This window comes from Actinosynnema sp. NPDC023794 (assembly GCF_040639675.1).
GTDB classification, from domain to species: domain Bacteria; phylum Actinomycetota; class Actinomycetes; order Mycobacteriales; family Pseudonocardiaceae; genus Actinosynnema; species Actinosynnema luteola.
In genome coordinates this window covers 126,147-146,675 of the sequence record NZ_JBFAFR010000011.1, presented here as the reverse complement: position 1 = coordinate 146,675, position 20,529 = coordinate 126,147, and the positions used below count along the sequence as shown (strand labels likewise).

General features: G+C 73.3%; 23 protein-coding genes and 2 pseudogenes. 15 read left to right on the top strand and 10 right to left on the bottom strand.

Annotated elements, in window-relative coordinates; all coding sequences use genetic code 11:
• Positions 1-35 precede the first annotated feature (35 nt).
• From AB0H12_RS23440 to kal, 7 genes and pseudogenes are all read left to right on the top strand, one after another.
• Positions 36-1,354, top strand: a pseudogene (locus tag AB0H12_RS23440) (tripartite tricarboxylate transporter permease).
• A 40-nt stretch (positions 1,355-1,394) separates the two neighbouring features.
• Complete coding sequence (kdd, locus tag AB0H12_RS23435) at positions 1,395-2,411, top strand: L-erythro-3,5-diaminohexanoate dehydrogenase (RefSeq protein WP_499625203.1); 1,017 nt, start codon at positions 1,395-1,397, stop codon at positions 2,409-2,411.
• The gene (locus AB0H12_RS23430) at positions 2,408-3,997 is read left to right on the top strand and encodes an amidohydrolase (RefSeq protein ID WP_499625201.1); all 1,590 of its coding nucleotides are present in this window, start codon (positions 2,408-2,410) and stop codon (positions 3,995-3,997) included. Before kdd ends, AB0H12_RS23430 begins: the two co-directional genes overlap by 4 nt.
• Before the next feature lies 1 nt (position 3,998).
• Positions 3,999-4,802 carry a TIR domain-containing protein gene (locus tag AB0H12_RS23425; RefSeq protein ID WP_499625199.1) on the top strand — a complete coding sequence of 268 codons (804 nt, stop codon included), beginning with the start codon at positions 3,999-4,001 and terminating at the stop codon, positions 4,800-4,802.
• A gap of 5 nt (positions 4,803-4,807) precedes the next feature.
• Complete coding sequence (gene kamD, locus AB0H12_RS23420; protein WP_499625197.1) at positions 4,808-6,376, top strand: lysine 5,6-aminomutase subunit alpha; 1,569 nt, start codon at positions 4,808-4,810, stop codon at positions 6,374-6,376.
• Positions 6,373-7,179, top strand: a complete 807-nt coding sequence (kamE, locus tag AB0H12_RS23415) for a lysine 5,6-aminomutase subunit beta (protein WP_499625195.1) — start codon at positions 6,373-6,375, stop codon at positions 7,177-7,179. Before kamD ends, kamE begins: the two co-directional genes overlap by 4 nt.
• Positions 7,176-7,568, top strand: a complete 393-nt coding sequence (gene kal / locus AB0H12_RS23410) for a 3-aminobutyryl-CoA ammonia lyase (protein ID WP_499625193.1) — start codon at positions 7,176-7,178, stop codon at positions 7,566-7,568. Before kamE ends, kal begins: the two co-directional genes overlap by 4 nt.
• Positions 7,569-7,587: 19 nt before the next feature.
• Here kal and AB0H12_RS23405 read toward each other — a convergent pair whose 3' ends face one another.
• Complete coding sequence (locus tag AB0H12_RS23405; RefSeq protein WP_499625192.1) at positions 7,588-8,016, bottom strand: hypothetical protein; 429 nt, start codon at positions 8,014-8,016, stop codon at positions 7,588-7,590.
• Positions 8,017-8,111: 95 nt separating this feature from the next.
• Here AB0H12_RS23405 and AB0H12_RS23400 point away from each other — a divergent pair, with 95 nt between their 5' ends.
• Together AB0H12_RS23400 and AB0H12_RS23395 are read left to right on the top strand one after the other, a co-directional pair.
• Positions 8,112-8,477 carry a GntR family transcriptional regulator gene (locus AB0H12_RS23400; RefSeq protein WP_499625190.1) on the top strand — a complete coding sequence of 122 codons (366 nt, stop codon included), beginning with the start codon at positions 8,112-8,114 and terminating at the stop codon, positions 8,475-8,477.
• Between the two features lie 10 nt (positions 8,478-8,487).
• A complete protein-coding gene (locus tag AB0H12_RS23395) occupies positions 8,488-9,234 on the top strand; it encodes a TetR/AcrR family transcriptional regulator (protein ID WP_499625188.1) in 747 nt (248 codons plus the stop codon).
• Here the strand turns inward: AB0H12_RS23395 and AB0H12_RS23390 are convergent.
• On the bottom strand, positions 9,228-9,413 hold the full coding sequence (locus tag AB0H12_RS23390; protein WP_230567974.1) for a PspC domain-containing protein: 186 nt from the start codon (positions 9,411-9,413) through the stop codon (positions 9,228-9,230). The two genes, AB0H12_RS23395 and AB0H12_RS23390, sit on opposite strands and share 7 nt — an antisense overlap.
• 408 nt (positions 9,414-9,821) lie before the next feature.
• On the opposite strand from AB0H12_RS23390, the gene lnt reads away from it, so the two are divergent.
• Positions 9,822-11,429: an apolipoprotein N-acyltransferase gene (lnt, locus tag AB0H12_RS23385; protein WP_499625186.1), complete on the top strand. Its 1,608-nt coding sequence runs from the start codon at positions 9,822-9,824 to the stop codon at positions 11,427-11,429.
• On the top strand, positions 11,404-12,198 hold the full coding sequence (locus AB0H12_RS23380; protein ID WP_230567971.1) for a polyprenol monophosphomannose synthase: 795 nt from the start codon (positions 11,404-11,406) through the stop codon (positions 12,196-12,198). The genes lnt and AB0H12_RS23380 overlap by 26 nt, the downstream gene beginning before the upstream one ends.
• A gap of 63 nt (positions 12,199-12,261) precedes the next feature.
• Here AB0H12_RS23380 and AB0H12_RS23375 read toward each other — a convergent pair whose 3' ends face one another.
• The 4 genes and pseudogenes from AB0H12_RS23375 to AB0H12_RS23360 all read right to left on the bottom strand — a co-directional run bounded on the left by AB0H12_RS23375 (position 12,262) and on the right by AB0H12_RS23360 (position 15,012).
• On the bottom strand, positions 12,262-12,606 hold the full coding sequence (locus AB0H12_RS23375) for an RNA polymerase-binding protein RbpA (protein WP_053722354.1): 345 nt from the start codon (positions 12,604-12,606) through the stop codon (positions 12,262-12,264).
• Between the two features lie 470 nt (positions 12,607-13,076).
• A complete protein-coding gene (locus tag AB0H12_RS23370) occupies positions 13,077-13,547 on the bottom strand; it encodes an NUDIX hydrolase (protein WP_499625184.1) in 471 nt (156 codons plus the stop codon).
• A gap of 73 nt (positions 13,548-13,620) precedes the next feature.
• Positions 13,621-14,207, bottom strand: a pseudogene (locus AB0H12_RS23365) (helix-turn-helix domain-containing protein).
• A gap of 85 nt (positions 14,208-14,292) precedes the next feature.
• Positions 14,293-15,012, bottom strand: a complete 720-nt coding sequence (locus tag AB0H12_RS23360) for a thymidine kinase (RefSeq protein WP_499625183.1) — start codon at positions 15,010-15,012, stop codon at positions 14,293-14,295.
• A 138-nt stretch (positions 15,013-15,150) separates the two neighbouring features.
• On the opposite strand from AB0H12_RS23360, the gene AB0H12_RS23355 reads away from it, so the two are divergent.
• Positions 15,151-15,675: a hypothetical protein gene (locus AB0H12_RS23355; RefSeq protein ID WP_499625181.1), complete on the top strand. Its 525-nt coding sequence runs from the start codon at positions 15,151-15,153 to the stop codon at positions 15,673-15,675.
• Positions 15,676-15,707: 32 nt separating this feature from the next.
• On the opposite strand, the gene AB0H12_RS23350 is transcribed toward AB0H12_RS23355, so the two are convergent.
• Together AB0H12_RS23350 and AB0H12_RS23345 are read right to left on the bottom strand one after the other, a co-directional pair.
• A complete protein-coding gene (locus tag AB0H12_RS23350; protein WP_499625179.1) occupies positions 15,708-16,100 on the bottom strand; it encodes a RidA family protein in 393 nt (130 codons plus the stop codon).
• A 55-nt stretch (positions 16,101-16,155) separates the two neighbouring features.
• Positions 16,156-16,605, bottom strand: a complete 450-nt coding sequence (locus tag AB0H12_RS23345; protein ID WP_499625177.1) for an RrF2 family transcriptional regulator — start codon at positions 16,603-16,605, stop codon at positions 16,156-16,158.
• A gap of 91 nt (positions 16,606-16,696) precedes the next feature.
• On the opposite strand from AB0H12_RS23345, the gene AB0H12_RS23340 reads away from it, so the two are divergent.
• Positions 16,697-17,011, top strand: a complete 315-nt coding sequence (locus tag AB0H12_RS23340; RefSeq protein ID WP_184929076.1) for a PadR family transcriptional regulator — start codon at positions 16,697-16,699, stop codon at positions 17,009-17,011.
• A complete protein-coding gene (locus tag AB0H12_RS23335; protein WP_499625175.1) occupies positions 17,008-17,754 on the top strand; it encodes a hypothetical protein in 747 nt (248 codons plus the stop codon). Before AB0H12_RS23340 ends, AB0H12_RS23335 begins: the two co-directional genes overlap by 4 nt.
• Positions 17,755-17,801: 47 nt before the next feature.
• Here the strand turns inward: AB0H12_RS23335 and AB0H12_RS23330 are convergent, their stop codons facing one another.
• Positions 17,802-19,199 (bottom strand): MFS transporter, encoded by a 1,398-nt coding sequence (locus AB0H12_RS23330; protein WP_499625173.1) that lies wholly within the window; start codon positions 19,197-19,199, stop codon positions 17,802-17,804.
• Positions 19,200-19,287: 88 nt separating this feature from the next.
• Positions 19,288-20,064, bottom strand: a complete 777-nt coding sequence (locus tag AB0H12_RS23325; RefSeq protein ID WP_499625171.1) for a glycerophosphodiester phosphodiesterase family protein — start codon at positions 20,062-20,064, stop codon at positions 19,288-19,290.
• 67 nt (positions 20,065-20,131) lie between these two features.
• Here AB0H12_RS23325 and AB0H12_RS23320 point away from each other — a divergent pair, with 67 nt between their 5' ends.
• On the top strand, positions 20,132-20,488 hold the full coding sequence (locus AB0H12_RS23320) for a hypothetical protein (RefSeq protein ID WP_053722362.1): 357 nt from the start codon (positions 20,132-20,134) through the stop codon (positions 20,486-20,488).
• Positions 20,489-20,529 lie beyond the last annotated feature (41 nt).

The following is a 20,529-nucleotide window of genomic DNA, read 5'->3' as shown; positions in this document are numbered from 1 at the left end:
GAGGGCGCTGGTCGTCGCGGTGGTGCGCCGAGCACCTGCTCTACGCCCTGCTGGGCGTCACCTCGGCACCGCTGTGGGCGTGCTGCCGGGCATCGGCCCGGCGATGACTGTGGCGTTGCTGCTGTCGTTGACGTACTCGCTGGAACCCACCGCCGCGTTGATCATCTTCGCGGGCATCTACTACGGCGGCATGTACGGCGGGTCGACCACGTCGATCCTGCTCAACACGCCGGGCGAGGCGTCGGTGGTGACGGCGGCGGTCGGGTCGTTCGTCGCGGGCACGATCGCGACGGTCCTGCTGACCGCGTTGGCGCCGGCGATCGCCGAGGTGGCGGTCACGCTGGGTCCGGCGGACTACGTGGCGTTGATGGTGGTGGCGTTCACGACGGTGGCGGCGCTGCTGGGCGCGTCGCCGGTGCGCGGGTTGGCGTCGTTGGGCCTGGGCCTGTTCGTCGGGCTGGTCGGCACGGACACCCTCACCGGGCAGCAGCGGTTCACGCTGGGTGTGGCGACGCTGTCGGACGGCGTCGACGTGGTGGTGGTCGCGGTGGGGGTGTTCGCGGTCGGGGAGGCCCTGTACGTGGCGGCCCGGGATGCGGCACGGCCCGGTGGAGGTGGTGCCGGTCGGCGGGAAGTGGATGACCGGCGGGTTCTGGCGGCGGTCGTGGAAGCCGTGGCTGCGCGGCACCGCCATCGGGTTCCCGATCGGGACCATCCCGGCGGGCGGCGCGGACGTCTGCTGACGTTGGGCCTGCCGACCACGGCGACGGCGGCGGTGATCGTGGCCGGGTTCCAGAGCTACGGCATCCAGCCCGGCCCGCTGCTGTTCACCGACGACCCGGAGCTGGTGTGGGCGCTGATCGCGTCGCTGTACATCGGCAACGTGATGCTGCTGGTGCTGAACCTGCCGCTGGCGAGGATCTGGGTGAAGGTGCTGCAGATCCCGCGGCCCTGCCTGTACGCGGGGATCCTGCTGTTCGCCGCGTTGGGCACCTACGCGGTGAACTTCGTGGTCGACGACCTGGTGGTGCTGCTGGTGATCGGCGTGGCGGGGTTCTTCATGCGCCGGCACGGCTACCCGGTCGCGCCGCTGGTGGTCGGGCTGATCCTGGGGCCGATGGCGGAGGAGCAGGTGCGTCGGACGCTGCAGATCGGCGAGGGCGACCCGGCGGCGCTGGTGACGAGCCCGTTCGCGGCGGCGGCCCACGGGTGCTGGCGGTGGTGCTGCGGGTCCGCCGCAGGACCTGACCGGTGCTCGCGTGCCCGGCCCAGGGTTTCCCCCGGGCCGGGCACCGTCGTGCCCGGCCCACCACCCCGGAGCGTGTCCCTTGCGGAATCTCGCCCGTTCACGTGAAGATATCCCGGTCCAGAGCCCTGTCGACCGGAGGATTTCCATGACGTCGCCGTACGGTCTGCACCGCGTCCTCGAACCCACCGGGGTGCTGCCGCAGCAGGCCCACCGGCTGGACGCCACCCCCGTGTGCGGGCCCGACGAGGTCCTGGTCGACGTCTCCCGGCTCAACCTCGACGCCGCCTCCTACCGGCAGCTGCGCGAGGAGCACGGCGTCGCCGGCGTCCGCCGCGCCGTGCTGGACATCATCGCCGCCCGCGGCAAGATGCAGAACCCCGTCACCGGATCGGGCGGCATGCTGCTGGGCGCCGTCCGCGAGGTCGGCCCCGCCTCCCCGCTGGGCCTGAACGTGGGCGACCGGATCGCGACGCTGGTGTCGCTTACCCTCACGCCGCTGCGCATCACCGACGGGCTCGCCGCGTGGGACGGCGCGGACGAGCAGGCGCCGTGCGAGGGCACCGCGGTGCTGTTCGGCCGCTCCATCGCCGCCGTGCTGCCCGACGACCTGCCCGAGCAGCTCGCCCTGTCGGTGCTGGACGTGTGCGGCGCGCCCGCGTTGACCGACCGGGTCGTGCGCCGCCGCCACGCGCCGTCGGTGCTGGTCCTGGGCGGCGGCGGCAAGTCGGGGTCGCTGTCGCTGGCCGCCGCCCGCCGCGCCGGCGCGTCCCGGCTCGTCGCCCTCGTCCCCACCACGCGTGAGGCCGACGCGGTCCGCGCCGCGGGCCTGGCCGACACCGTGGTCGTCGCCGACGCCCGCGACCCCGTCGCGGTGGCCGGGGCGGTCGGCGAACGCGTGGACGTGACCGTGGTGTGCGTGGACGTGCCCGGCTGCGAGCACGGCGCGATCCTGGCCACCGCCGACGGCGGCACCGTGGTGTTCTTCTCCATGGCCACGTCGTTCCCCGCCGCCGCGCTGGGCGCCGAAGGGCTCGCCGCCGACGTGGAGATGCTCGTCGGCAACGGCTACGTGCCCGGTCACGCCGCGTTCGCCCTGGACCTGCTGCGCGGCGAACCTGCCGTGCGGGTCCTGTTCGAGCACCGGCAGACTCGGCAGGCGTGACTACAGTGAACGGCGCCCCGGCGTCGACGCCCCCGTCGACGCGCCTGCTCGTGGGTGGACGGATCCACTCCCCGACCGCTCCCGACGCCACCGCGATGGCGATCACCGACGGCACCGTCGTCTGGCTGGGGCAGGACGACGCGGGCCGCGCCCTGCACCCCGACGCCGACGTCGTCGACCTGGACGGCGCGTTCGTCGCCCCCGCGTTCGTCGACGCCCACGTGCACGCCACCTCCGCCGGGCTGCTGCTCACCGGCCTGGACCTCACCGGCTGCCGGTCGCTGACCGAGCTGCTCGACGCCGTGCGCGCGGCGCGGGGCCCGCTGATCTGGGGACACGGCTGGGACGAGACCCGCTGGCCGGAGAACCGGCCGCCGACCCGCGTCGAACTCGACGACGCCGCCCGCGGCGCGCGGGTCTACCTGTCCCGCATCGACGTGCACTCCGCCCTGGCGTCCACCGCGCTGCTCGACCTCGCCCCCGACGCCCGCGACGCCGACGGCTGGCACTCCGACGGGCCCCTGTCGCGCGCCGCGCACCACCACGTGCGCCGCGCCGCGAAGGACGCCATCCCCGTCGACCGGCGCCGCGCCGCCCAGCAGGCGTTCCTGCGGCACGCCGCGTCGCGCGGCATCGCGTCGGTGCACGAATGCGCCGGACCCGACATCTCCGGCCGCGACGACCTCGCCGACCTGCTCGCCACCGACCTGCTCGACGTCGCCGGCTACTGGGGCGGCCTCGACCCGATCGACCTGCCCGTGCGCGGCCTGGCCGGCGACCTGTTCGTCGACGGCGCGCTGGGCTCCCGCACCGCCGCGCTGTGCGAGCCCTACGCCGACGCCGACACCACCGGCGCCCTCTACCTCGACGCCGACGCCGTCGCCGAGCACCTGATCACCTGCACCCGCGCCGGCCTCCAGGGCGGGTTCCACGTCATCGGCGACGCCGCCGTCGCCGCCGTCGTCGACGGCTTCGCCACGGCCGCCGCGACCGTCGGCGTCCCCGCCCTGGCGGCCCGCAGGCACCGCCTCGAACACCTGGAGATGATCACCCCCGAGCAGGCCGCGCGCCTGGGCTCCTGGGGCGTCGTCGCCTCCGTGCAACCCCTGTTCGACCACGAATGGGGCGGGGCCGACGGCATGTACGCCCAGCGCCTCGGCGTCGAGCGGGGCACCGCGCTCAACCCGTTCTCCCGCCTCGCCGCCGCCGGCATGATCCTCGCCCTGGGCTCCGACGCCCCCGTCACCGCCGTCGACCCCTGGGCCGCGATCAAGGCCGCCGTGCACCACCGCACCGACGGCCACGGCATCTCCGCCCGTGCCGCGTTCACCGCCCACACCCGCGGCGGCTGGCGCGCCGCCGGCGTCGACGACGGCGTCACCGGCACCCTGCAACCCGGCGCGCCCGCCACCTACGCCGTGTGGGAGGCGGGGGAGCTGGAGGTCGCCGCCCCCGACAGCCGCGTGCAGCGCTGGTCCACCGACCCGCGCTCCCGCGTCCCCGCCCTGCCCGCCCTGGACGGCCCCGCCCCGACGTGCCTGCGCACCGTCCTGCGCGGCCGCACCGTCTACGACCGGGAGGCGTGAGGTGAAGGTCTTCCTCTCCTGGTCCGGTGACGCCGAACGGCAGTTCGCCCTGTTCCTGCGCGAATGGCTGCCCCTGGTCATCCAGGCGGTCAAGCCGTGGATGTCGGACAAGGACATCGCCAAGGGCTCGCTGAGCATGGCCGAACTCGGCGGCGCGCTCGAGGGCACCAGCTTCGGGATCGTCGTGCTGTCCGCGGCCGGCCAGCACTCGCCGTGGATCAACTTCGAGGCAGGCGCGATCTCCAAGAGCGTCGGCCAGGCCAAGGTGATCCCCCTGCTGCTGGATCTCGCCAAGACCGACGTCACCGGGCCGCTCAGCCAGTTCCAGGCCGTCGACGCGGGGGAGAAGACCGACGTCCTCGCCCTGCTCGACGCGGTCAACGCCGAACTGCCCGAGCCCCTGCCCGCGCAACGCCTCGCCAGGTTCCTCGACCGCGAGTGGGACGACTTCACCGCCGCGGTGGCCGACTTCCGCGCCACCGCACCCGGCCACGGGCCGGTCCGCTCCGACCGCGACGTGCTCAACGAGATCCTCGAACTGACCCGCGGACTCCGGCGCGCCACGCCGATCCCACCCCCGACCGTGCGCGGCGGGCCGCCCCGGGAACCCACGGAGGCCGAGACCCGGGCCCTGGCCCGGCTGCGGCCCGACCTGCGGTCGGTCTACGTGCTCAAGGAGATCGAAGGCCGGTCCGTGACCGAGATCGCGGCGACCCTCGGCATCCTCCCGTCCCTGGTGCGCCCGCGACTGGCGCGCGCACGGGCGGAGATCCGCGCCCAGACCCACCCCGACGAACAGGAGTGAACCCGATGGCGTTGCTCGACCTCGACCCGAAGGTGGTCGCGACGGCGAGGGAACTCGCCGCCAAGGCCGCCGAACCGGTGGTGGCCCTCGCCAAGGCCCACACCACGGTGGCGGTCGAGCGCGCCACGCTCCGCCTGGCCGGCATCACCGGCGCCGACACCACCCACCGCGCCGGCGACGTCCCCTGGGTCAACCGCGTCGTCGACACCGTCCGCGAGCACTGCGGCCTCGAACACGGCGTCGCCCTGCCCGTCTTCCACGCCCTGCGCGAGCACGACCTCGCCACCCTCACCGACCTCGCCGAGGCCACCGCCGCCGGACAGGTCCGCTACACCCTGCCCACCGGCCGCGACCGGGAACGGGCGCGCAAGGCCGCCACCGCCGCCGTCACCAGAGGCCTGCGCACCGTCGACCGCAACCGCGCGCACCGCGACAAGCTCGTCGCCAGGCTCGGCGACCCGCCCCGACGGCCCTGGATCTACCTCATCGTCGCCACCGGCGACATCGACGAGGACGTCGTGCAGGCCCGCAACGCCGCCCGCGCCGGCGCCGACGTCATCGCCGTCATCCGCTCCACCGGCCAGTCCCTGCTCGACTACGTCCCCGAAGGCGCCACCCACCACGGCTTCGCCGGCACCTACGCCACCCAGGAGAACTTCCGCATCATGCGCGCGGCCCTCGACGAGGTGTCCCGCGAAGTCGGCCGGTACGTGCGGCTCACCAACTACGCCTCCGGGCTGTGCATGCCCGAGATCGCCGTCCTCGCCGGCCTGCAACGCCTCGACATGATGCTCAACGACTCCATGTACGGCATCCTGTTCCGCGACATCAACCCGATCCGCACCTTCGTCGACCAGCGCTTCTCCCGGCAGGTCCACGCCCGCGCCGGCATCGTCATCAACACCGGCGAGGACAACTACCTCACCACCGCCGACGCCGTCGACGCCGCCCACACCGTCACCGTGTCCCAACTGCTCAACGAGCACTTCGCCCACGAAGCCGGCCTGCCCGACCACCTCCTCGGCCTCGGCCACGCCTTCGAGATCGACCCCGCCGTGCCCGAGTCGTTCCGCCTCGAGCTCGCGCACGCCCTGCTCGCCCGCGAACTGTTCCCCGACGCGCCGCTGAAGTGGATGCCGCCCACCAAGCACATGACCGGCGACGTGTTCCACGGCTACCTGCTCGACGGGTTCTTCACCCTCGCCGGCCTGCTCACCGGCCAGTCCATCCTGCTCGTCGGCATGATGACCGAAGCCGTCGTCACCCCGTTCCTGTCCGACCGCGACCTCGCCCTGCGCAACGTCCGCTACGTCCTCGACGCCGCCGGCGGACTGCGCGAGGACTTCCGGCCCGCACCCGACGGGCTCATCGTCGAACGCGCCCACCACGTCCTCGGCGAGGCCGTCGACCTGCTCGCCCGCATCGTCGACGACGGCCTGCTCGACGCCATCGCCGACGGCACCTTCGGCCTCATGAAACGCCCCGCCGACGGCGGCAAGGGCGCCGACGGCGTCGTGGAGAAAGCCGACGACTACCTCAACCCCGCCGCGGACCTGCTGGAGGCACACCCGTGAAGCGCCACGTCCGCCCCTACGGCGACACCACCGGCGACGGCATGGTGCAGACCTCGTTCACCCTGCCCGTCCCCGCCGGCCCCCACGCCGACGGCGCCGCCCAGCAACTGGCCAACAAGATGGGCATCGACCCCGCCATGGTCGTGCACTCCCACCCCATCGGCGACGACTTCACCTTCTTCGTCGTCTACGGCTCCGTCCGCCACATCGTCGACCTCGACGACGTGCGCGTCGTCGAACGCGAATACCCGCTGCTGCCACCCGCCGAGATCAACACCACCCTCAAGAAGCTGCTGCGCCGCAAACTCGTCGTCGTCGGCGCCTGCATCGGCACCGACGCCCACACCGTCGGCATCGACGCCATCCTCAACATCAAGGGCTTCGCCGGCGAGAAAGGCCTGGAGTACTACCGCGAGCTCAAGGTCGTGAACCTCGGCGCGCAGGTCTCCGTGCCCGAACTCGTCCGCCGCGCCCGCGCCGAGAAAGCCGACGCCGTCCTCGTCTCCCAGGTCGTCACCCAACGCGACGCGCACATCCTCAACACCCGCGAGATGTCCGCCGCGTTCCGCGAGGCCATGGGGGAGCGGCGACCGCTGCTCATCGCCGGCGGACCCCGCTTCGACCCGCTCATGGCGGCCGAACTGGGCGTGGACCGCGTGTTCGGCCGCGGCACCACCCCCGGTGAGGTCGCCAGCTACCTCACCCACGCCATCCGGAGCAGAACCACCACCGCGCAGACCACCACCACCCGGACCGCGACCACCCGGACCGCGCCCACCACACCCCGCAAGGAGAACGCGTGAGCCTCACCGAGGGATTCACCGTCACCCACCGCCGCTACGTGCCCCACTCCCACGCCCACTACGGCGGCGCCCTCGTCGACGGCGCCTACGGACTCGGCCTGTTCGGCGACGTCGCCACCGAACTGCTCATCCGCACCGACGGCGACGAAGGGCTCTTCGCCGCCTACTCCGCCGTCGAGTTCCTCGCACCCGTCCACGCCGGCGACGTCATCGAGGCCACCGCCACCCTCGTCCGCGTCGGCACCCGCTCCCGCGAGATCGACTTCGAAGCCCGCGTCGTCTGCCGCAGCGCCCCCGACCGCGGCCCCTCGGCCGCCGACGTCCTCGACCCGCCCCTCGTCGTCACCCGCGCCCGCGGCACCGTCGTCGCCCCCGGGAAACCCCGGTGACCACCCCCGGCGACCGCTCTCAGTGACCGCCCTCGGGCTCCTCGCACACGTCCACCAGGTTCACCCGGTGCTCCAGCCGCAACTCCTCGGCCAACTCCGCGGCGTCCACCCCGGACGCCTCCACCACCCGCAACGACGCCGGTGTCCCCTCCACCCGCGCCGCGTCCGCCAGGTCGTCCCGCCCCGACGCCCGCAACTGCGCGGTCAACCGGGCGTGGTTGTCCGCCTGCGTCCGCTCGTCGAGCACCTCGCGCACCCGACGGTCACCGCGCAACTCGCCCGCCACCCGCCGCATCTCCTCGTCGGTGTCCAACAACACCTGCAACGTCGCGCAGCGCGGCGTCGGGGAGCCCGGGACGTGACGGCCCGGCGCGAACAACGCCACGGCCACGACCACACCCGTGACCAACGCCAAGGCCACGGTCGGCAGCAGCGGTCCGCGCGACACGACCACCACCCTGCCACGCCCCGTGCCCGACCGGCGACCCGACGTCACCCCACGCCCGCACGCGCCCCCGACCCGACCTCTGCCACTATCGACGCGTGATCAGCATCGACCCGGCCTCGCCCGTGCCGCCCTACGAGCAGGTGCGGTCCCAGTTCGCCCGCCGGATCACCGACCGCGACCTGGCCGTCGGCACCCGCCTGCCCACCGTGCGCGCCCTGGCCGCCGACCTCGGCCTCGCCGTCAACACCGTCGCCCGCGCCTACCGCGAACTCGAGGAAGCCGGCCTCATCGAAACCCGCGGCCGCGCCGGCACCGTCGTCAGCGCCGCCGGCCAACGCGGCCGCGAACGCGTCCTGCGCGCCGCCCGCGCCTACGCCGCCACCGCCCGCGACCAAGGCCTCACCGGCGACGAAGCCCTCGACATCGTCCGCGCCGCCCTCACCGACACCCACCACCCGTAGGGTGACGCGCGTGGCCACCGAACCCACCGGCGACCCCGCCCGGACCCTCGCGGTGCTGTGGCGCACCGGCGCCCACCGCGGCCGCAAGGACCTCGGCGTGGACCGCATCGTCGCCGCCGCCGTCCACCTCGCCGACACCGAAGGACTCGCCGCGCTGTCCATGCGCCGCGTCGCCGACGCCCTCGGCGTCGGCACCATGTCCCTCTACACCCACGTCCCCGGCAAAGCCGAACTCCTCGACGCCATGGTCGACGCCGTGCACGGCGAGACACCCCGCCCCGCCGACGTGCCCGGCGGGTGGCGCGGCCGACTCGCCCGCATCGCCCGCGACAACCGCGACCTGCACCTGCGCCACCCCTGGCTGCTCCAGGTCCCCGCCAACCGCGCCGTCCTCGGACCCCAGGTCGTCGCCAAGTACGACTACGAACTGCGCGCCGTCGACGGCATCGGCCTCACCGACCTGGAGATGGACTCCGTCCTCACCCTCGTCCTGGCCCACGTCCGCGCCGCCGTCCAGGTCACCGTCGACGCCGACCGCACCCGCGACCGCACCGGCCTCACCGACGACCAGTGGTGGCAGACCGCCGCGCCGCTGCTCGCCCAGGTCCTCGACCCCGCGCGGTTCCCCGTCGCCGCCCGCGTCGGCGCCGCCGCCGGCGAGTCCCACGGCGCCGCCTACGACGGCGACCACGCCTTCACCTTCGGCCTGGACCGCGTCCTGGACGGCATCCAGGCCCTCGTCGACAGCCGTCAATAAGGCCGCTTCGGCATCATCACCCACAACACCAGGTAGATCAGGAACTGCGGCCCCGGCAACAGGCAGGACAGCACGAACACCCACCGCACGGTGCTCGCCCTCCACCCGTACCGGGCCGCCAGCCCCGCACACACACCCGCGATGATCTTCCGGTCCTGAGGCCTGGTCAACGTGGTCATGCCTCCACCCTCCCCGCGCCCGGTCCCGCCGACATCGGTGGGAACCCTGATTTCCTACCCCCACCAGCCACGACCCAACCCCCGGGCAACCCCGGCCGCCCCCACACGTCACCCCACCCCCACCGTCACCCGTCCGTGTCCGCGCTCGACGGCAGCCGCGGCACACGGGCGCGAGGCCACGAGCACGGCGCCGTGGCGGCGTCCGACCACCGACGCGACGACGTCCCGGACGTCGGGGTCCCGGACGTCGGGGTCAAAGGCACCGGATGCGGGTCGTGCAGCCGCGGGCGGTGGCGGGGAAGGACCTCCGGCCCGTCTCCTGCCGGTACCGCGTCGGGTGACGCGGGCGGGGGAGCCGGTCGGTGACCGGGCTGCCGGTTCGTGACCGGCGGCTCGTAGGCTGATCCGGTGGTCGCAGCCCCCGTGACGCCGGATCAACCCGTCGCCGACACGCCCCCCGCCCGCCGCCGGGACGTGCGCGGCACGCTGCTGCGCACGCTCCTCGCCGCCGCCGGCGGAGCCGCGGTGTTCCTCAGCTTCCCCCCACGCACGACCTGGTGGCTCGCGCCCGTCGGGTTCGCCGTCCTCGGCCTGCTCCTGCACGGACGCCGCGCCCGCGCCGGGTTCGGCCTCGGCCTGGTGTGGGGGCTGGCGTTCATGGCGCCCCTGCTGCGCTGGACCGGCGAGTTCGTCGGCCTCATCGCCTGGCTCCCGCTGGCCCTGCTGTGCGCGGTCCTCGTCGCCGTCGGCACGGCCGCCATGGCCGCGGTGTCCCGACTGCCCGGCGCGCCCCTGTGGATGGCGCTGGTGTGGGTCGCCGACGAGGCCCTGCGCGCCGTCGTGCCCTTCGGCGGCTTCCCCTGGGGCAAGATCGCCTTCGGCCAACCCGAAGGCTGGTACCTGCCGCTGGCCTCCCTCGGCGGGGCGCCCCTGATCGGGTTCGCCGTCGCCCTCACCGGCCTCGGCGCCGCCCACCTGCTCCGGAACTGGAAACTCGGCGTGCCCGCCCTCGTGCTGCCCCTCGCCGCCGGCGTCGCCGCCACCGCCCTCGTGCACACCGACCCCGACCAGGGCACCGCGACCGTCGCCGCCATCCAGGGCAACGTGCCCCGCGCCGGCCTGGACTTCAACGCCCAACGCCGCGCCGTGCTCGACAACCACGTCGCCCGCACCCTGCAGCTCGCCGAGGACATCCGCGCCGGCCGCGCCGACCAGCCCGACCTGGTCATCTGGCCGGAGAACTCCTCCGACATCGACCCCTTCCGCAACGTCGACGCCGCCACCCGGATCCAACGCGCCACCGAGGCCATCGGCGCGCCCATCGCCGTCGGCGCCGTCGTCATCGACCCCGACGACAAGCTGCCCCGCAACACCGTCGTGCTCTACGAACCCGGCGTCGGCCCCACCGACACCTACACCAAGCGGCAGCTGCAGCCCTTCGGCGAGACCATGCCCTACCGCGAGTTCTTCCGGATCTTCACCGACACCGTCGACCGCGCCGGCACGTTCCAACCCGGCACCGACCCCGAGGGCTTCACCATGGGGCCCGCCAAGGTCGCCATCGACACCTGCTACGAGGTCGCGTTCGACGGCGTGGTGCGCGACTCCATCACCGAAGGCGCGAACCTCATCGCCATCCCCACCAACAACGCCACCTTCGGCTACACCGAGATGACCTACCAGCAACTGGCCATGTCCCGCGTCCGCGCCGTCGAACACGGCAAATCCGTGATCGTCTCCGCCACGAGCGGCGTGTCCGCCATCGTGCAGCCGGACGGGTCCGTCACCCAGCGGACCGGCCTGTTCACCGCCGACGCGCTGGTGGCCACGGTCCCGCTGCGGGGGGAGGCTACGCTGGCCACCCGGCTCGGCGCATGGCCCGAGTGGGTGATGACCGCTCTGGGCCTGATGGCCGTGGCGATCGCCTTGACAGTGACACGACGACGGACGCGTCCGACCCCTGGTGCGGGAGTCGGCGAGGAGGACACGGATGGCGGACCAGCAGGCGCAGCCTGACCGCGAGCTCGGGCCGGTGCTGGTGGTGATCCCGACCTACAACGAGCGGGACAACATCGGGAAGATCGTGCAGCGGCTGCACACCGCGCTGCCGCAGGTGCACGCCCTCGTGGTCGACGACGGCAGCCCGGACGGCACAGGACAGCTGGCCGACGAGCTGGCCGCCGCCGACGACCGCGTGCACGTGCTGCACCGCACGGAGAAGGCCGGACTCGGCGCGGCCTACATCGCCGGGTTCGGCTGGGGCATGGAACGCGGCTACCAGGTGCTCGTGGAGATGGACGCCGACGGCTCCCACGCCCCCGAGGACCTGCCCCGCATGCTCGACGCCCTGCACGACGCCGACCTCGTGATCGGCTCCCGCTACGTGCCCGGCGGCACCGTGGTCAACTGGCCCAAGAAGCGCGAGTTCCTCTCCCGCGGCGCCAACCTGTACTCCAGGCTCGCGCTGGGCGCGTCGGTCAAGGACATCACCGCGGGCTTCCGCGCCTACCGCACCGACGTGCTGCGCAACCTCAACCTGCACAACGTCGCCTCGGCCGGCTACTGCTTCCAGATCGACCTCGGCTGGCGCACGATCGAACTCGGCTACCGGGTCGTCGAAGTGCCCATCACGTTCACCGAGCGTGAGATCGGCGTGTCCAAGATGAGCGGCGACATCGTCCGCGAAGCGCTCATCCGCGTCACCAAGTGGGGCCTGCGCCGCCGCGGCACCCAGCTGCGGGACCTCATCGCCCCCAAGAAGGCGAAGACCCCCAGCAACCGCTAGACCCGCGCACGCCGAGGGGCCCGCCGGAACGGATTCCGGCGGGCCCCTCGCACGTCGACGCGGTCAGGCGGTGCGGGTGCGCCGCCCCTTCAGCTCCTCCAGCCGCTCGTCCAGCAGCTCCTCGAGCTCCGGGATCGTGCGCCGCTCCAGGAGCATGTCCCAGTGCGTGCGCGGCGGCTTGACCTTCTTCGCCTCCGGCTCGGCGCCGTCGATGATCTTCGACTCCTGGCCGTGCAGGCGGCACTCCCAGGTGTGCGGGATCTCGGCGTCGTCGGAGAACGGGACCTCGAAGTCGTGGCCCTTGGGGCAGGCGTACCGCACCGACCGGCGCGGGGCGAGGTCGTGATTGCGGTCGGTCTCGTAGCTGACTGCTCCGAGCCGGCTACCCCGTAGAACGCGGTCGGCCATGGCGGTGTCCTTTCGCTCGGCTCAGGGCCGGGGCCCAGGCTTGTTGCTCACCGAGTGCAACGATCGGACTGCTCCGTTCGTTCCCGGCTTCACGGTCATCGTCGCCCACAGTGACGTCTTTCACCCGTCAACGAAGGCTTCCTCCTAAGGGATGCAATCGCGGCCGGATCGTGACGCGTTATCAAGCTACCGGGCGACCCCATCACACTGATGGAGCAGTCCTGGCAGAAGTCGTGCGGCTGCGACAGCTTAGACCGACCACACAGGGCGACGTTACGGCGGGTTTAACTCGCCGGTAGTGACGTCCATCATGGTTACGGTTACGCAAAGTTATTTCCTGAAGTTCAGGGGACGTCACCACGCTGGGTGGCCGGACGAGTGTGCTCGGTGGCGGACATGAGGATGAATCACCCGTCCGGACCGCACCCAAACGTCCAATCGGACGCTTTATCCGTTCGATGACTTCAGTGTCACTCGAAAGAGTGTTTTTCGGCGAGGCGGTCGAGCAGCTCCCGTTGGGCCTTCACCAGCTTTACCCGCGCCTGGAGGAGAGAAAACCAGGCCACCCGGTCCACCTCGGGGAACTCCCGCACCGTCCCGGACCCGCGCGGCCACTCCAGGGTGAACGTCCCCGGAACCACCCGTTCGGGGTCCAGATCGCCTTCCAGGGCCCACGCGGTCACGATCTTGCCGCCGGACTGCCGCACCTCGCCCAACGGCACGAGCTCGCCCTCGGGCACCGGCAGCCCCAGTTCCTCGGCGAACTCCCGGCGGGCCGTCGCCTCCAGGTCCTCGTCGCCGTCCGGCTCGCCCTTGGGGATCGACCACGCCCCCTCGTCCTTGCGCGCCCAGAACGGGCCGCCCATGTGGCCCAGCAGCACCTGCCGCTCGCCGTCGACCACCCGGTGCAGCAGGATCCCGGCACTGCGCCCGCCCGTCACGCCCGACGTCCCGTCCCGCGCCCGGCCGACGTGCGCCCCGCCCTCATGCGCACAGTGTGACCGCCACCGCGCGTCACGTCCTGCGCCGGGTGCGCATGTGGATCTGCTCGCCCTGCTTGCCGAACAGGCTCAGGATCTCCACCGGCTCCGGACCCGCCGGCCCGAACCAGTGCGGCAGCCGCGTGTCGAACTCCGCCGCCTCGCCGGGCCCCAGCACCACGTCGTGATCGGCCAGGATCAGCCGCAGCCGCCCCGAGAGCACGTAGAGCCACTCGTAGCCGGTGTGCGTGCGCGGATCCGGCTCGCCCCGGTCCGGGATGATCATCTTGAACGCCTGCAGGCCGCCCGGCTGCTGCGTCAGCGGCAGCACCGTCATGCCGTTGCGGCGGACCGGCACCGGCCTGATCCGCGGATCGCCGACCGGCGGCGCGCCCACCAGCTCGTCCAGCGGCACGCGGTGCGCCCGGGCGATCGGCAGCAGCAGCTCCAGGCTCGGCCGCCGCTGCCCCGACTCCAGGCGCGACAGGGTGCTCTTGGAGACCCCGTCGCCTCCGCCAGGTCGGCCAGCGTCGCGCCCCGGCTCGTGCGGATGTGGCGCAGCCGCTCGCCGACCTTGTCCAGCACCTCGTCGGTCGGGTCGTCGGCGGTGTCGTCGCTCATGGGTCGTCCCGGGATCGGCAACTTCGAATTGCCCATTGTGGGACGACCGGGGGGTGGGCGTCCAGCCGGGTCCGGTGAGGCGGGGTCAGGCGAGGCTGAGCTGACGGCCGTCCACGGTGTGCGGCCCGAGGTCGCCGGTGCGGTAGTGGGTGCGGCACAGCACCTGGTAGCGGACCTCCGCGGTGTCCGCCGCGACCGTGTCGGCGACCAGCACCGTGTCCCCGGCGCGCACCACGTCGCCGTCGTGGACGCGGGCGTTGAACCGGCCCGGCCGCCCGCACCAGCACAGCACCTCGACCTGGATCGCGTTGAGCTCGTCGGCCAGCTCGAACAGCCGCTGCGACCCCGGGAACAGGCAGCTGCGGAAGTCGGTGGCCAGGCCGAAGCAGTAGACCTCCAGGTGGGCGTCGTCGGCGAGCTCGGCGAGCTGGTCGACCTGCTCGGCGGAGAGGAACTGGGCCTCGTCGACGATGACGTAGTCGACCCGGCTGCCGCGCGACCAGTGCTCCCGCACCAGTTCGCACAGGTCCATGCCCTCGTGGACCTCCAGCGCGTGGCGGACCAGGCCCATGCGGCTGGAGATGGTGGGCGTGCCGGAGCGGTCGTGCCGCACGAGCAGCAGCCCGCGGCGGCCCTGCCGGGCCTGGTTGTGGTCGATCTGCAGGGCCAGCGTCGACTTGCCGCAGTCCATGGGCCCGAAGAAGAACCGCAGCCGCCCCGTGGGCGGGAGACCGCGACCGGCGCCGGCGGCGGGCACGGAGGACAGCGCGTCGGTCGGGTCCGGGGAGGGAGTGATCGGTTCCACGGCGGGCCACCCTAGTGCGCGGTATCAGCGGCGCCGCCGCGACCTCCTCCGTGCGGTGGGGGACCGGCCCGGCGCGGGACGGCCCGACACCGGCCGCCGGTCCGCGCCGGGCCGGTCGACGACGTCCGAGGAGGAGTCATGCGCAGGATCGTCGCGTTGCTCGCGTCACCCCTGGCGGTGGTGCTGGGGCTCGCCGTGCTGTCACCGGGCACCGCCGGTGCCGCGCCCGCCGGGGCGTGCACGTCGACCACCACCATCGAGCAGCTCAAGTGGGCGGAGAACGGCAACGGCTACCTGGAGCCGGTCGGCACCTACTACCACGGCTACGTCGGCTCGGCGATGGCCGGCGTCGGCAGCTACCGGATCTGGCACGTCACCTACCGGCCCGACGGCGGGTTGTTCACCGTCTACGAGGGCGCCTACGCGGTGCGCTGCGCCCCCGACGGCACCGCGGGCGCCCAGGTGGACCTCACCCGCACCCCCGAGCAGACGTTGACGTCGTTCGACCTGCGTTGCGGCACGGCGGCGTTCACGGTGGGCAACACCTCCTACGACCACGTCGGCAGCCGCACGTCGTTCGGCACGACGTGGCGGTACTGGCGCACCACCACGTCCACGTCGACGTTGCTGTACTGGGGTGTGACGGCGGCGCGCTGCCCGTAGGCGGCGGCGCGGGGGGCGCCGTCGCCGGGCGGTCAGCGCACGGCGACGGCGTCGACCTCGAACAGCATCCCCGGCAGGGCGAGGGCGGCGACGCCGAGCAGGGTCTGCGCGGGCGGCCGGTCACCCCAGATGCGGGTGACGTGCTCGAGCAGCACGGCGAGCCGGTCGGCGTCGTGGTCGACGACGTAGGTGCCCAGGCGGGCGACGTGCGGGTAGTCCAGGCCCGCGGCGCGCAGCGCCACGCCGAGGTTGGCGAAGGAGCGGGCGACCTGGTCGGCGAAGTCGTCGGAGACGACGCGGCCGTCGGGGTCGGAGCCGTACTGGCCCGCGATGAACACCGGGTCGCCGCTGGTGGCGGCGACGTGGCTGTAGCCGTAGCCGGTGGGGTCGTGCAGCTCGTCGGGGTTGCTCAGGGTGTGCGGCACGGTCGGTCGTCCTCTTTCCGTCGGTCGGTGGTCGGGGCTGTCGGGTGGTTCGGGGTCAGGCGAGTCGGGCGCGGGTGGCGGCCGGGGCGTCGGGGTCGGCGCGGCGCACGTCGGCGTCGAGGTCGGCGAGGGTGCGGCCGGTCAGCTCGCGGCGCCAGGCCAGGTCGGCGCGGGTCATGGCGGAGTCGATGGCGCAGCGGGTGGGGTGGGGGCCGCCCGCGCGGATCTCCGTGCAGCGGAAAGCGGGGTCGGCGCCGTCGACGGCCGCGACGACGTCCATGAGGGTCACGGCGTGCGGCGGCCGGTCGAGCAGGTAGCCGCCGCGCGGTCCGGGGGTGGAGCGCACGATGCCGGCGCGGCCGAGGGCCTGCAGCTGCTTGACGAGGTAGGCGGCGGGCAGGCCGTGCAGCGCGGCGAGGCGGGCGGCGGGGACGGGGGTGTCGCCCGCCCAGGACAGGTCCAGGCAGCAGTGCAGGGCCCATTCGACGCCCTCGGTCATCTTCACGGCCGCCAGCCTAGCCGAATCCTGGATATTCCGTATCCAGATTTATTGCCGAGATATATCGCGAAGCGGTATAACGTGCGGTGTGAGAGGTATGTCGGAGCAGGTGTTCCTGGTGCTCACCGCGTTGGCGGAGGAGCCGTTGCACGGCTACGCGATCGTGCGCGCGGTCGACGGGCTGTCGGAGGGTCGGATGCGGCTGCGGGTCGGCACGCTGTACGGGGTGCTGGACCGGCTGGTCGCCGAAGGCCTGGCCGAGCGGGACCGCGAGGAGGTCCACCAGGGCCGGCTGCGGCGCTACTACCGGCTGACCGACGCCGGGGTGCGGGTGTTGTCGGCCGAGGTGGCCCGGTTGTCGGCCAACGTGCGCGCCGCGTCGTCGGTGCTGAAGGCGAGGGGTGCGCTGTGAGATCGGACGCCGGGAAGTCCCACGCCGGGCAGTCGAACCTGGAACGGCGGTACCGGGCGCTGCTGCGGGTGCTGCCCGCCTGGTACCGGGCCGAGCGGGAGGAGGAGATGGTCGGCATCTTCCTGGCCGACCGCGTCGACGACCTGGACCTGGAGCACGGCTGGCCGGGCTGGGGCGAGGCGGGCGCGACGCTGGCGCTGGCGGTGCGGGTGCGGCTGGGCGCGCGGCGCGCGGCGGGCACCGCGCTGCGGGTGCTGGCGTTGACCGGGCTGCTCGGGCAGCTGGTGTCCTCGGCGCAGTCGTGGACGGTGATCGCCCGGCTCGGTCCCGCCGTCGACGTGCAGGGCTGGTGGTACGACGTGGCGGCCCTGGTGGCGTTCGCGGCGCTGGTCGCGGGCCGGCGCGCCGCGGGCCGGGTCGCGGCGGGGCTGTCGGGCGTGGTGTCGCTGGCGCCGGTGGTGTGGTCGGTGGCGTCGGGGGCCCCGGCGTGGCCGACGACGGTCTGGCACGCGCCCGCGCTGGTGACGGCGGTCGTGGCGGTGGCGGCGTTCCACCGGGAGGCGCCGGCCCCGTCGCGGGTGTGGTGGGCGGTCGCGCCGGTCGCGGTGGCGGCGGGCGTGGCGTCGGTGGTGTTCACGCCCTGGCTGTCGACGTGGACGCTGCTGGCGGCGTGGCTGATCGCCGCGGTCGTGGCGGCGGCGTTCCGGCCCTGGTCGGCCCGGACGCCCGTGTCCGCCACCTGACCCGCGCGGACACCCGCCCGGGGTCGCACGGACCCCGGGCGGGCCGGTCACACCTTGGCGGGCACCGGGTTGCCGGTGGCGGCGATCGCCTTGCGCACCGGCACGAAGATCAGCAGCACGAGACCGACGACGAAGAACGCGACCAGCGAGATGATCGCCAGGCGGAACGAACCGGTCGCCTGCCCGACTGCCGCGAACATCGCCATCCCCAGCGGCGACGACGCCCGCTCGCCGACCTCGTAGAGCGAGAAGTACTGCGCCTCGCGGCCGGGCGGGATCATCTGGCTGAACAGCGACCGCGACAACGCGTTCGTGCCGCCCAGCACCAGCCCGATGCCCACCGCGAGCCCGTAGAACTGGACCTGCTGGCCCACCTGGACGAAGTACGCCGCCCCGACCACCACGATCCACACGCACAGGCTGGCCATGATCGTGCGCTTGGCGCCCCACCAGCGGGCCACCCAGCCGTGCAGCATGCCGCCGAAGAACGCCACGAACTGCACGATCAGGATCGTGGTGATCAGCACCGTCTCGTCCAGTCGCAGCTCCTCGCGACCGTACTGGGCGGAGACGTTGGCGACCGTCGCGATGCCGTCGGCGAAGATCAGGTAGGTGCCCAGGAACGCCAGGGTGAGCGGGAACATGCGGGCCTGCCGCGCGGTCTGGCGCAGCTCGGAGAACCCGGCGGTGATCACCGACGCGCCGGACTCCGCGCCGTGCGGCGGCTGGTGCCGCTTGAGCCGGGCCAGCGGGATCAGGGTGAACCCGGCCCACCACAGGCCCGAGATCACGAACCCGATCCGCACCGCCGCGCTCTCACTCACCCCGACCGCGTCGTGGCCCAGGAACAGCCCCAGCTGCACCACCAGCGCGAGACCTCCGCCCAGGTAGCCGAACGCCCAGCCGCGGGAGGACACCGCGTCGCGTTCGTCGGGGGAGGCGATCTCGGGCAGGAACGAGTAGTAGACGACGATCGACGCGCCGTAGCAGATGTTGGCCAGCACGAACAGCACCACGCCCAGGTGCCAGTCGTCGCCGCCCACCGCGGCCAGGGCGGCGGTGGCGACGGACCCGGTGAACGCCAGGACACCGAGCATCCGACGCTTGTTCTGCGTGCGGTCGGCGATCGCACCCATCACCGGCAGCACCACCACCTGCACGACCGTCGCGAACGCCACCAGGTAGCCGAACAGCGACCCGGCGGGGAAGTACAGGCCGAACAGCGAGATGTCGCAGCGCTCCAGCGCGCTGTCGGCGCAGGCGTTCGGGCCGTTGCGTGTGGTGTCCGCACGGGCGGCCTCCGAGGCCACCGCCGTCAGGTAGCGGGAGAGGAACACGGTGATGACCGAGGTCGGGAACACCGAGTTCGCCCAGTCGTACCAGATCCACCCGCGCTGTTCCCGCTTGCGGTCCACGGCGGGTGCGGTGCTGTCGGCCACGCTCATGGGGGCGGACTGTATATCGCCCGTCATCCGTTCGTGGTGATCACCACCAAGCTGTTGCCAACCGTCCGCCCGGCCGCCACGCGGCGCGTCAGCCACCCGCCCAGGCGCGCCGGTCGACCAGCACGTCGCGCAGCCGGTCGGGCCGGTCGGTGACCAACCCGTCGACGCCCAGGTCCAGCAGCCGCCGCATCTCCGGCTCGTCGTCGATGGTCCACACGTGCACCTCCAGGCCGCGGCGGTGCGCTGCGGCCACGAACCGGCCGTCCACCACCAGCAGCCGGCCCTGGTTGACCGGCACCTGCGCCACCATGCCCCGCACCGGCAGCCCCACCAGCGGCACCCGCCCGGCCGCCCACAGCGCGCCCGCCGACCGCGGCCCCATCGACGTCAGCAACCCCGGGCCGCCCAGGCGCCGCAGCCGGGCCAGGCGCTTCTCCGAGAACGACGCCAGGCACACCCGGTGCAGCGAGTCGGTGCGGCGCAGCGCCTCCAGCACCGGCACCACCGCGGAGTCGGCCTTGACGTCGATGTTCACCCACGCCTCCGGCAGCTCCTCCAGCAGGTCCTCCAGCCTGGTGACCGGCTCGCGCCCGCCCACGTTGGCCCGCCGCACCGCCGACCACGGCTGCGCGGCCACGGGCCCGGTCGCGTCGGTGGTGCGGTCCAGGGTCGCGTCGTGGTGGACCACCACCACGCCGTCGGAGGTGGCGTGCACGTCGGTCTCCAGGTACCGGTAGCCCTCCTGGTGGGCGCGGCGGAACGCGGCCAGCGAGTTCTCCATCCCCGACAGCTCGTCGAGGTGCCAGCCCCGGTGGGCGAACGCGCGGGGGTGCGGTCCGGACAGGTACGGGTGCTTCGCGGTCACACCCGGAGTCTGCCCTGGCGGCGTGGCGCGGCGGTGACCGGTGGGTAGCGGGATAGCGTCGCGCGCCATGGAGTTGGTGACCGAGCCCGTCGCGGCACGCCGTGAGGAAGCCAGGCACTGCGCCTGGTGCGGACGCCGCCTGCCCGACAGCGGACGGATCGGACGGCCGCGCCGGTACTGCGCGCAGCCCTGCCGGCAGCGCGCCTACGAACGCCGCGCCGCCGTGCAGCGGGGCGGGCTGCCCGAGGACGCCGTGGTGCTGTCGGCGGGGGAGTTGGCCGACCTGCAGGACCGGCTGTTCCAGCTGCGGTGCGCCGCGGAGGACGTCGCCACCGCCGCCGCGGACGGCGCCGACGGCGCGGAGTTGCGGCGGTTGGCGGGGGAACTGGTGGACACCGCGCGTGGGCTGGAGCGGTTGCGCTGAATTCCGTCGGCTTGCCCCCCGCGTGTGGTCTCGACCATCAT

Excerpts from the sequence above, each read along its gene's own strand:
- kdd (WP_499625203.1), top strand. The coding sequence starts at position 1,395 with ATGACGTCGCCGTACGGTCTGCACCGCGTCCTCGAACCCACCGGGGTG.
- kamD (WP_499625197.1), top strand. The coding sequence starts at position 4,808 with ATGGCGTTGCTCGACCTCGACCCGAAGGTGGTCGCGACGGCGAGGGAA.
- AB0H12_RS23390 (WP_230567974.1), bottom strand. The coding sequence starts at position 9,413 with ATGACCACGTTGACCAGGCCTCAGGACCGGAAGATCATCGCGGGTGTG.
- AB0H12_RS23380 (WP_230567971.1), top strand. The coding sequence starts at position 11,404 with ATGGCGGACCAGCAGGCGCAGCCTGACCGCGAGCTCGGGCCGGTGCTG.
- AB0H12_RS23375 (WP_053722354.1), bottom strand. The coding sequence starts at position 12,606 with ATGGCCGACCGCGTTCTACGGGGTAGCCGGCTCGGAGCAGTCAGCTAC.
- AB0H12_RS23355 (WP_499625181.1), top strand. The coding sequence starts at position 15,151 with ATGCGCAGGATCGTCGCGTTGCTCGCGTCACCCCTGGCGGTGGTGCTG.
- AB0H12_RS23340 (WP_184929076.1), top strand. The coding sequence starts at position 16,697 with ATGTCGGAGCAGGTGTTCCTGGTGCTCACCGCGTTGGCGGAGGAGCCG.
- AB0H12_RS23330 (WP_499625173.1), bottom strand. The coding sequence starts at position 19,199 with ATGAGCGTGGCCGACAGCACCGCACCCGCCGTGGACCGCAAGCGGGAA.
- AB0H12_RS23320 (WP_053722362.1), top strand. The coding sequence starts at position 20,132 with ATGGAGTTGGTGACCGAGCCCGTCGCGGCACGCCGTGAGGAAGCCAGG.